The following is a 9,940-nucleotide window of genomic DNA, read 5'->3' as shown; positions in this document are numbered from 1 at the left end:
TGATGATGCCGCTCGACCTGGCGCCGTAGGCGGTCACTACGAGTGCCGCGCGGACCACCTGATTGAGGTCGGTCTCGGCTTGCGATGCGGGATGCAGGCGGACCATCGAGAGGAAGCTTTTGACGATGCGGCCGCAGCGCTCGGCGGCAGCGCGCACCTTCTCGGCGCGCACCTTGGTCTGCGGGTCAGACGCGAATTCATGCAACAGCGTCGATTGGGCGACGACCACGGCAAGCGGGTTATTGAGCTCGTGTGACACGCCGGCAAGCAGCGAGCCCATCGCCGCCATCTTTTCGTTCTGGTGCAGCTTTTCACGCTGGCGGCCGATCTCCTCTTCGGCGCGCAATTTGTCGCGAAGGTCGCGGATTGAGCCGAAGATCAGGCGGCGGTCGGCGACCCGCATCTCGGTCGCCGTCAGTTCGATCGGAAAGACCTCGCCGGCCGCATTCTGGGTGACGGTCTCGATCCGCTGGCCGACCATCGGCGCGCCGCGGCCCGACATGTATTCGGCGCCCGACACATAGCCCTTGCGATAATATTCCGGAACGACGGTGTCGAGCAGGTCCTTGCCGAGGATGTCGCTGCGCTGGTAGCCGAACATCTTTTCGGCGGCGGGATTGAATTCGATGATCGAGCCGGTCTCGTCGATGACGATGATGGCGTCGAGCGAGGCCTGCAGCATGGTGCGGCGGATGACTTCGCTGGCATGGGCATCGGAAAGCGATCGTTCTATGGCGTCGCCGATGGCCAGTGCCACGATGTGCAGCGTCGCCTCTTCCTCGTCGGTCCATTCACGCTCGTTCACGCAGGCGTTGACCGCCAGCGTGCCCCACAGATGGCCATGCGCAAAGACCGACACCGACAGGAACGACTTGATATGCTGCTTTTCGAAGTCGGTCCTCAGAAAGCCTTCGAGGTCGCGCGTGTGTCCGGCGAAGATCTTGCCTTGCCGCTCGTCCTCCGCCAACCGTTCCAGCAGCGGGTCCGAATTGACGACCGACTGCATGATGATCGTCGGCGACGCCAACTCGCCGCCAAATCGGGGGTCGATCCAGTAGGCCGCGACCGACTGGGCAAAGCCTTGGCCGGGCAGCTCGCGCAGCCGGAACAGGATGCCGCGCTGGCAATCCATGGCCCCGCAGAGCGTTTCAAGGATGCTGTCCATCTCGCGCTGCCAGTCGCCAGCTTCGCGAAGCCGGCGAACGACATGGACAGCGGCCATCGCCGCGCCCTGCCTTACGCCGTGCACATCGCTGGGTGCTGCTTCAACCATCATGGTCAGCCATCATTTCAGAATCGTACCAGGCCAGAGTGACGCCGGGCCAGGACGATACCAGGCGGTCGCTCCGCTCAGTTGCTTTCGCCGGTCGGCAGCGAGAAGATATAGCCTTCGCCGCGCACCGTGCGCAGGAATTTCGGATTGGCCGGGTCCGCCTCGATCTTCTTTCTCAGCCGCATGATGCGGATGTCGACCGCGCGCGACGATTCAGGATCTTCCACGAAGCCGATCGCCTCGGAGATCGCTGCACGCGTCAACAATCGGTTGGCGCGTGTCAGGAATACCTCCAGAACGTCGAACTCGCTCTTGGCCATGTCGATGACCGTCCCATTGGTGCCGGTGACAAACCTGCCGTCGAGATCGGCATGGAAGGGGCCGAAGCTCATGTAACGGCGATTGGCAGTTGCTTCGGCCTTGGCGCCCTGCGGCTCGGTCGGCTGCGGAACGCGGCGCAGCACGCTGCGGACCCTCGCCAGCACCTCGCGCAATTCGTAAGGCTTGACGATGTAGTCGTCGGCGCCGAGTTCCAGCCCGACGATGCGGTCGAGCGCGGTGCCGGCGGCGGTGGCATAGATGATGCCGATCGGCATTTTCGAGCGCAGCCAGCGGCCGAGCGACAGGCCGTCTTCGCCTGGCATGGCAATGTCGAGGATGGCCAGGTGAAACGACTGCGTTTCCAGCAAGGTTCGCGCGGCGCTGGCACTCTCGGCCGTGGCGACATCGTAGCCGCTGGCGCCGAGATACTCGGCGACCGCGTCCCTCAGATCGGGCTCGTCCTCGACGATGACAATTCGTGCCCGCACTATGCTCTCGCTCCCGCTTTCAGTGGAAAGTAGATTGGGTATAAACATCATGTCCAGCGCTCATCTTGGGTTGCCGGTTGCAGGGTGGGAAAAAAATGGCTGCACGATCCATTATCGCGCTTGTTTCCGTCGCCGAAGTGGTCGCGACCGATCTCGCCGACCATCTTGAACGGCGCGGTCATGGCGTGCGCGCCGCGCGGCAGCCATGGGAGGCCGAATCCCTGCTTTCCGGAAAGGGCATCGATGTCGTCGTCGTCGGCGACAGCCTCAGCCAGGCGGAAGGGCGTGATCTGCTCAGGCGCCATGGCGGCGAGGGCGGGCCGGATTTCATCCTGATCTGCCGGCCGGCCGATCTCGTCGACAAGGTGCTGGCGCTCGAACTCGGTGCTGCCGACGTCGTCGAAAGCCCGCTCAATGTCAGGGAACTCGCCGCCCGTATCGGCGGCTTGCTTGCACGGCGCGGCAGGAACACCGGCGAATTGATCGTGCTGGAGAACGCGACGGTCGACCTCCGGTCGGCCATGGTCATGCATCGCTCCGGCACCGAAGAACAATTGTCGCCGGGTCAGGTGGCGCTGCTCAGACTGTTTCTGGCCAGCCCGCGCAAGGTCTTGACGCGCGACGACATCATTGCCGCCGCGCCCGCCGAGAATGCCGATGCCTTCGATCGCTCGATTGATTCGCGCATCGTGCGGCTGCGCCGCAAGCTCGACACCGAAACCATCACCACCATACGGGGTGCGGGATATCGGTTCGATCCGCCGACGCAGTTCGCCGACTGACGGCTGGTCCATTTCGCAAAGGATGCTGTAGCACTTCAATTTTTGCGCATGATCCCCAGCGAAAATCGTCTCCGATTTCGGGGTCATGCGCTTGCACTCAGCGCACCACGAGGAGCGACGGACCTGACGGCATTTCGTAGGCCGTGCCGAGTTCACTGGCATGGGCCCGATCTGTCAGGAGCACGGTGGCGAGGCCGGCAAAGCCGAGCAGGCCTTGCGCGTAGAGCAGCGCGGAAAGCACCGAAGCAGCAAATTTCGTGTTCATCGTTTTTGTTCCCCAAATTCGGTTTCAGGTTTGCTTCAGGGAAACCCCCGAAGCGCCCGCGCCGCCAGCGGAGCCCCCCGTCGCGGCGCGGGCCTTCGGTCCTCTCGGCTGCAAGTTGCCGGAGGGGCCGCGCATCTTCTTCAGCCCAAAACCGACCCGCCAGAGGGCCTTGAGCCGGTTAATGCGCAGGCTGGATACGATCCAGACCGTGGCGAAAAACAGTGCGGCATGCAGCGTCGAAACTTCGCCTGAAGTCATCCCCGCAAGCTTCGTCGTCGGGCCGCCGGCGAAGGTGCCGACGCCGCCAAGGATCGCTGCGGCTATGCTTATCCTGAAAAGCCAGGACATCGTGTTCGATTGCAGGTTCATCTTCGTTTGTGCCGGCTGTTTTCGTTGCGTCAACTTTGCGGGTGGCCTGTATCCAGATCATGCCGCAGGCGCGCGCGCTTTGTTGCAAATTGGTTTCGAGGCAAGTCAAATTTCTTTCATATGAGGGAAAATCGCGCTTTCGTTTAGCGATGGCTGCACCTTCTGCTGGCCAGGGCTCGGCTAGACGAGGACGTCATGTCCTCGGTTCCGCCTCGGGATTTCCTCGCATAGGTTTCCAGTCGTTAACCGGAGGAAACAGATTCGAAACAGAAATACCCGCCAAACGAAATCAATTCGAAACATCGCCCGACGATAAGCCGGTTATCGAATTGGAGCCGGCCATGTCCGGAAGACAGGGGGATATCATGTACACCGCCATTTCTGCCAAGCTCATCAACATCGCTGCCGCCGCCCTGACGGGTGCGGTTCTTCTGTTCGGCGCCGGTAATGGCGTTGCCCATGCCGCCAATCGGGCTGCCAATCAGCTCGTGGCGCGGATTTCGATTTCGCAGCAGACGATGGAAGTCCTGGTCGACGGGCGGCCGACCTTCGCGTGGAGGGTCTCGACCGGCGCCAAGGGGCATGTCACCCCGACCGGCTCGTTCAAGCCGACCCGCATGCACCAAATGTGGTATTCGAGGAAATACGACAACGCGCCGATGCCGCATTCGGTCTTCTTCAAGGGCGGCTACGCCGTCCATGCGACCAATTTCGTCAAGCGCCTGGGACAGCCGGCCTCGCATGGCTGCGTGCGGCTGCATCCGGCCAATGCCGCCGATTTCTACCAGCTTGTCGAGATTTTCGGCCCGGCCAACACCCGGATCGTCATCGTCAAATAGGTAACCAAAGACGATCCGCCTGCCGGGTATGACTGCTCAAGAAAAAGGCCGGAAGTTCCGGCCTTTTTCGTCAATCAATCAATCGGCACCGGCATCAGCTTCGGGTCCGGCTTCTCGGCATGATGCGGCAGGTCCTTGCTGGCGATGAAGGTGTAGAACATCGGCACCACGAACAGGGTGAACATGGTTCCCACCAGAATGCCGGTGAAGATCACCAGGCCCATCGAATAGCGTGCCGCGGCACCGGCGCCGCTGGAGATAATCAGCGGCACCACGCCGAGCGCCATCGCCGCCGTCGTCATCAGGATCGGCCGCAGCCGCACCCTGGCCGAGGCGACGATCGCATCGCGCCGCCGCATCCCGTGGTGCTCGCGCTGCTGGTTGGCGAACTCGACCAGAAGAATGCCGTGCTTGGTGATCAGGCCGATCAGCGTGATCAGGCCGACCTGCGTATAAATGTTGAGCGTCCCCAGCCCCAGATTGAGCGGCACGATTGCGCCGAAGATCGACAGCGGCACCGACATCATGATGATCAACGGATCGCGGAAGCTTTCGAACTGCGCCGCCAGCACCAGATAGATGACGAGAACGGCGGCTGCGAAGGCGATGATGATCGTGTAGCCCTGTTCCTTCTCCTGCCGCGACTGGCCGGTATAGTCGATGAAGAACGTCTCGGGCAGGCTTTCCCTGGCGATATCCTCGATGGTCTTCAGCCCGTCGCCGGTGGTGACGGTGGGCAATGGCAGAGCGGAAATCGTGGCGGAGTTCAACTGGTTGAACTGCTCGATCACGGCCGGCGAGGCATTGGTCGAGATCTTCACCACCGCCGAGAGCGGCACCATCTCGCCCGATGCGCTGCGCACGAAATACTCAGCCAGCTTTTCAGGGTTGTCGCGGAATTGCTGCGGCACCTGCGGGATGATGTCGTAGCTGTTGGATTCGCGGTCGAATTGCGCCACTTCGGCGCCACCGACCAAGAGGGTCAGCGTTCGGCCGATGTCGGCGATCGGCAGGTTGAGCGCCGCGGCGCGGTCGCGGTCGATCGTCACCGTCACTTGCGGCGCGTCGAAGGTCATCGAATTCTGCACGACCAAGAAGCGGCCGGAGGCCTGCGCCTTGTTCTTGATGTCCTCAGCCGCCTCGTACACCTGGGAGGCCTCGCCGGTCGAGCGCACCACCATCGTGATCGGCAGGCCGCCGCCGGAGCCGGGCAGCGTCGGCGGTGCGAAGACGAAAGCTTCGACGCCCGCCACCTTGCTGAGGCGACCCGTGATGTCTTCCTGGAGTTCCTTCGAGCTGCGCGTGCGGTCGGCCCAGTCCTTGAACGCAAAACCGACGAAAGCGGTATTCGTCTGGCCGCCGCCGAAGGCGACCGCCGAGAACCGTGCCCGCGTCTCAGGCAGGTCATCGACCAGTCCGAGTATCTGATTGACGTAGCTCTCGGTATAGTCCGACGTCGCGTAGCGCGGCGCGGTCACCAGCGAAAGCAGGAAGCCCTGGTCTTCTTCCGGCGCCAGTTCGCTCGCGGTCTTGGTGAACATGAAGCCGGTCGTGGCGACCAGTGCGATGACGATCATCAGCGTCACCGGGCGATATTTCAGCGAGCCGCTGACCAGCCGCTCATAAACGTTTTCGACGCGCCCGAACGTGTTGTCGACAATGCGCTGGAAACGGCCGTGCGAGCCGGCCCTCAGAATGCGTGCCGACATCATCGGCGTGATGGTGAGGGCGACGACACCTGAAAGCACCACCGAGCCGGCAAGCGTCACCGCAAATTCGCGAAACAGTGCGCCTGTCAGGCCACCGGTGAAGGCCAGCGGTGCGAACACGGCGGCCAGCGTTATCGTCATGGCGATGACGGCGGACGAGATCTCCCGCATGCCATTGAAGGCCGCCTGCATCGGCGACAAACCGTCTTCCTCCATATGGCGGTGGATATTTTCCACCACAACGATGGCGTCGTCAACGACGAGGCCGATCGCCAGCACCATGGCCAGCAACGACAAAAGGTTGATCGAATAGCCCACTGAAAACAGCAGGAAACAGACGCCGATCAGCGACAGCGGAATGGTCACGATCGGCATCAGCACCGAGCGGAACGAGCCAAGGAAGAGCAGGATGACGACGATGACGATGGCGACCGCCTCGCCGATGGTCTTGAACACCTCCTCGATCGAGGCACTGATCTGCTCAGTCGAATCATAGACGATCTCGATCGTCATGCCGAGCGGCAGCGTCTCCTGGATCGTCGGCACAATTTCGTGGATCGCCTGCGCTGTCGTCAGCGGATTGGCGGCCGGCGTCGGGAAGATGGCGAGAAAGATGCCGGGCTTGCCGTTGAAGCTGACCCTGGTGTCGGTGTTCGCCGCGGCGAGCTCGACGCGCGCCACATCGCGTAGTCTCACCACGTTGCCGTTGTTGGAGCGGAGCGGAAGGGCGGCGAAAGCCTCCGGCGTCTGCAACGTCGAACGAACGGTGATCGAGGAAACCACATATTCGTTTTCGGTATTGCCGGGCGCGGAGAGGAAATTCGAATTGTTGATGGCGGTCAGCACTTCCGACGCCGTCACGCCGCGCGCCGCCAGTTTGATCGGGTCGATCCAGACGCGCATCGAATATTCGGCTGCCCCGAATATCTGCACGTCGGCGACGCCCTCGACCGTCGACATGCGCGGACGCACGACGCGCTCGATATATTCGGTGAGCTGTTCCGGCGTCATGTTCGGATTCTGCATCGAAATATACATCATCGCGAACTGCTCGCCGGTGCCCTTGACAATCACCGGATCTTCGGACTCCTCCGGCAGATCGCCGCGCACGCCCTGTACCTTCGACAAGACTTCGTTCAGCGCAACGTCGGGGTTGGAGCCGAGTTTCATCTGCACCGTCACGGTGCTGGAGGACGGCCGGCTCGCCGACGTGACATAATCGATGTTCTCGGTCGAAGCGACGGCACGGGCGATCGGCGCGGAAATGAACCCCTGGATCAAGTCGGCGCTGGCGCCGGGATAGGCCGTGGTGATCGTGATGGCCGTTTCTTCAACCTCTGGATACTGCCGGATCGAAAGGTTGAAGATGCCCTGGAAACCCAAAAGCAGGATCATCAAGGCGAGCACGGTCGAAAGGACCGGACGGCGGATGAAGAGGTCGGAAAAGCTCATTGCTGGGCCTGCTGGTTCGCTGGCTTGGTCGGGTCGATCGTGTTGTCGACGGCAACGGACATGCCGTTGGAGAGCCGGTTCTGGCCGGCCGTAACGACTTCGTCGCCGGGCTGGATACCTTCCAGGATCTCAACCAGGCCGGCGTTGCGGCGGCCCGGCTTGACGAACACCTGGGCAAGCACGAGCTGCGGCTTCTGTTCTTCCGCTTTCGGTTCGGCCGGGGCGGCAGCCGGTTTTTCCTCCGGTTTTGCCGCGGGTGCTTCGGCCGCGGGCTTCGCAGCATCATCCGTGGCGGGCTTTTCTTCCGGCTTTGCAGCAGCAGGGGCGGCGCCATTGGCCGCGGCCGGCTTCGCCGGACGCACCACGAAGACAAAGTCACCGTACAGGCTGGAGGTCAGCGCGGTCTGCGGCACCGTCAGTACGTTGTTTTCCTCGGGCAATTCGACGCGCACCTGCACGAATTGGCCGGGGGTCAGCTTGCCTTCGGGGTTGGCGACCTCGGCCCTGACCGTCACCAGCCGGCTGGTCGGGTCGATCTTCGGGTCGATACCGCGGATGGTGCCGGCGAACGGCAGCTCGCCGTCGCCAATGCCCAGCCGCACCTTCTGGCCGATCTTCAGCAGCGGAAGCTGCTGTTCGGGAACCGAGAAATCGGCGCGCATCGTCTCCAGATCCTGCAGGGTCGCTACGGAAGTGCCGGGTGAGAGATACTGGCCGAGATCGATCCTGGGAATGCCTACTGTGCCACCGAAGGGCGCTGTCAGTAGCTTCTGATCGAGCACCGCCTGCAGCCTGCTGACCTGCGAAGCGGAAGCCGATGCGGTTGCACGCGCCGTATCGAGCGTCGATTCCGAGCCGACACCGCGCTTCTGCAATTCAAGGGCGCGTGTCAACGCCGTCTGGTCGAGCGCTGCTTGCGCCTTCGTCGCGTCGAGATCGGCGCGCTCGGCGGCATCATCGAGCTGAAGGAGAACCGCGTTGGGTTCAACCTTCTGATTGGCGTGAAACAGGATGTCCTTGACGATGCCGGCGGTTTCGACCGTCAGGTCGACGCCGCGCACCGCGCTAACGGTGCCGATCGCCTCGACGCCCGGCGTCCAGTTGGTCGGCTTGACGATTGTCGTCGACACGGTCGCGGCCGGCGGCTTCATCGTGGCGAAGAATTGCTGCATCGCATTGTCGCGGAACAAATTGAAGCCGACGATGCCGCCGCACACCAGCACGAGCAGAATGAAGGCGATGATGAAGCGCTTGATCACGAACAGTCCCCTTGGCCATGGCCCGGTATAACGGTCGGATGGAAACACATACCTGTGACTGGTCCCGATTTCAAATGACGGCGATCTTACTGTACCGTCTGGACGGTCTTGTCAATTCCGCCTAAGCTAATGTATGGGGAACGACTGATGAAGACCCGAAGAGCGAATTCGCGCGAGAAGATTCTCGCCGCCGCCGCCGCTGTGGCGCGCGAGACGGGTCCCGGCAGCCTGTCGCTGGACGCCGTCGCCAGCCGAGCCGGCGTGTCGAAAGGCGGCTTGCTGTACAATTTCCCGACCAAGGCGAAACTCATGCAGGCGCTGGTGGAGGATTACCTGCGCGCCTTCGAGCAGGCGCTGGACGCCGCCCGCACGGCCGGCGCCAGCGGTGAAAGCCCGCTTGCGACCTATATCAAGCTTTCGGCCGAACATGCCGAGGAATCGAAACCGTCGGCTTCCTGGATATTTTCGGCGATCGCCGAGGATCCCGATTTCCTGACACCGATAAAATCGTTCAGGCGGCAGGTTTTCGAGCGGCTCAAAGGAGAGACGCCGGACCTCAAGGCGTTGCTGGTCTGCTACCTCGCCATCGAAGGACTTCGCAGCATGAACCTCTTCGATTCGGACGTCCTTTCACGGGACGAACGCCGTTTGCTGGTATCGTCGTTGCTGGAGATTGCGGGATAGTGTATTCGCCCAATGCATGCGCTCGGGCTTGAACCGAGGGTGAATTTGCCCGCTGCGCCTGCAGTGCATCGGATTTGATGACATCCATTCTTCGGCTTCATGCCTTTGGTTTCTAGTCAGCAAATCCTGTCGGCCAAGACGCAAATCACGATTTTTGAATGTTCCCAACTTGCGGCCCAGGCGCAGCCGATCGGCGCCTGCCGCGCGATCCGTGCCGTCACACAGGGTTCATTGTGCGGACATAGCGTCGATCCCGGTTCTTTGCTGCGATGCAAAAGGAGTGGGACATGGTGGATATAGTTTCTAATGAAGCGGGCATTCCGAGACCGGACCATCCGCTCAATCAATCAGGCGGCGCGAAGTGGTTCCTGCCGGCCTTCGGCGTGCTGGTGCTCGCCGGTATTGTCTATGTCGACTACGCGCTCGGTCAGGATCTGGCCGTGGCCAAGACAGTGCCATGGATTCTGCTTGGCATCGCCTTGCTGATTGCGCTGGGCTT

General features: G+C 62.1%; 9 protein-coding genes and 1 pseudogene. 5 read left to right on the top strand and 5 right to left on the bottom strand.

Features of this window, described 5'->3' with window-relative positions:
• Together E5W87_RS30170 and E5W87_RS30165 are read right to left on the bottom strand one after the other, a co-directional pair.
• Nucleotides 1-1,276: PAS domain S-box protein (locus E5W87_RS30170; RefSeq protein ID WP_292405973.1), on the bottom strand; the 1,276-nt coding region annotated here is incomplete at its 3' end.
• 74 nt (nucleotides 1,277-1,350) lie between these two features.
• Nucleotides 1,351-2,130, bottom strand: a complete 780-nt coding sequence (locus E5W87_RS30165; protein WP_292405982.1) for a response regulator transcription factor — start codon at nucleotides 2,128-2,130, stop codon at nucleotides 1,351-1,353.
• Nucleotides 2,131-2,177: 47 nt separating this feature from the next.
• Here E5W87_RS30165 and E5W87_RS30160 point away from each other — a divergent pair, with 47 nt between their 5' ends.
• Entirely contained in the window at nucleotides 2,178-2,864 is a 687-nt protein-coding gene (locus tag E5W87_RS30160; RefSeq protein WP_292405970.1) for a response regulator transcription factor, read from the top strand.
• A 97-nt stretch (nucleotides 2,865-2,961) separates the two neighbouring features.
• Here E5W87_RS30160 and E5W87_RS30155 read toward each other — a convergent pair whose 3' ends face one another.
• Nucleotides 2,962-3,129: a hypothetical protein gene (locus E5W87_RS30155; protein ID WP_292405967.1), complete on the bottom strand. Its 168-nt coding sequence runs from the start codon at nucleotides 3,127-3,129 to the stop codon at nucleotides 2,962-2,964.
• On the opposite strand from E5W87_RS30155, the gene E5W87_RS30150 reads away from it, so the two are divergent.
• Together E5W87_RS30150 and E5W87_RS30145 are read left to right on the top strand one after the other, a co-directional pair.
• Nucleotides 3,122-3,622 (top strand): hypothetical protein, encoded by a 501-nt coding sequence (locus E5W87_RS30150; protein WP_292405964.1) that lies wholly within the window; start codon nucleotides 3,122-3,124, stop codon nucleotides 3,620-3,622. The genes E5W87_RS30155 and E5W87_RS30150 overlap by 8 nt on opposite strands.
• Before the next feature lie 241 nt (nucleotides 3,623-3,863).
• Nucleotides 3,864-4,337, top strand: a complete 474-nt coding sequence (locus E5W87_RS30145) for a L,D-transpeptidase (protein WP_292405981.1) — start codon at nucleotides 3,864-3,866, stop codon at nucleotides 4,335-4,337.
• Nucleotides 4,338-4,411: 74 nt separating this feature from the next.
• Here the strand turns inward: E5W87_RS30145 and E5W87_RS30140 are convergent, their stop codons facing one another.
• Nucleotides 4,412-7,498 (bottom strand): efflux RND transporter permease subunit, encoded by a 3,087-nt coding sequence (locus tag E5W87_RS30140; RefSeq protein ID WP_292405961.1) that lies wholly within the window; start codon nucleotides 7,496-7,498, stop codon nucleotides 4,412-4,414.
• Nucleotides 7,495-8,763: an efflux RND transporter periplasmic adaptor subunit gene (locus E5W87_RS30135; protein WP_292405978.1), complete on the bottom strand. Its 1,269-nt coding sequence runs from the start codon at nucleotides 8,761-8,763 to the stop codon at nucleotides 7,495-7,497. The genes E5W87_RS30140 and E5W87_RS30135 overlap by 4 nt, the downstream gene beginning before the upstream one ends.
• A gap of 141 nt (nucleotides 8,764-8,904) precedes the next feature.
• On the opposite strand from E5W87_RS30135, the gene E5W87_RS30130 reads away from it, so the two are divergent.
• Together E5W87_RS30130 and E5W87_RS30125 are read left to right on the top strand one after the other, a co-directional pair.
• Nucleotides 8,905-9,441 carry a TetR/AcrR family transcriptional regulator gene (locus E5W87_RS30130; RefSeq protein ID WP_292405958.1) on the top strand — a complete coding sequence of 179 codons (537 nt, stop codon included), beginning with the start codon at nucleotides 8,905-8,907 and terminating at the stop codon, nucleotides 9,439-9,441.
• Between the two features lie 287 nt (nucleotides 9,442-9,728).
• Nucleotides 9,729-9,940, top strand: a pseudogene (locus E5W87_RS30125) (inorganic phosphate transporter); the annotation flags it as partial.

It is taken from the genome of Mesorhizobium sp. (assembly GCF_004962925.1).
Lineage (GTDB): Bacteria > Pseudomonadota > Alphaproteobacteria > Rhizobiales > Rhizobiaceae > Mesorhizobium.
Note: the sequence above shows the minus strand (reverse complement) of the source record. Positions and strands in the feature narration are given on the sequence as shown.

Coding starts and splice junctions, on each gene's coding strand:
- E5W87_RS30165 (WP_292405982.1), bottom strand. CDS start 2,130: ATGTTTATACCCAATCTACTTTCCACTGAAAGCGGGAGCGAGAGCATA.
- E5W87_RS30160 (WP_292405970.1), top strand. CDS start 2,178: ATGGCTGCACGATCCATTATCGCGCTTGTTTCCGTCGCCGAAGTGGTC.
- E5W87_RS30155 (WP_292405967.1), bottom strand. CDS start 3,129: ATGAACACGAAATTTGCTGCTTCGGTGCTTTCCGCGCTGCTCTACGCG.
- E5W87_RS30145 (WP_292405981.1), top strand. CDS start 3,864: ATGTACACCGCCATTTCTGCCAAGCTCATCAACATCGCTGCCGCCGCC.
- E5W87_RS30140 (WP_292405961.1), bottom strand. CDS start 7,498: ATGAGCTTTTCCGACCTCTTCATCCGCCGTCCGGTCCTTTCGACCGTG.
- E5W87_RS30130 (WP_292405958.1), top strand. CDS start 8,905: ATGAAGACCCGAAGAGCGAATTCGCGCGAGAAGATTCTCGCCGCCGCC.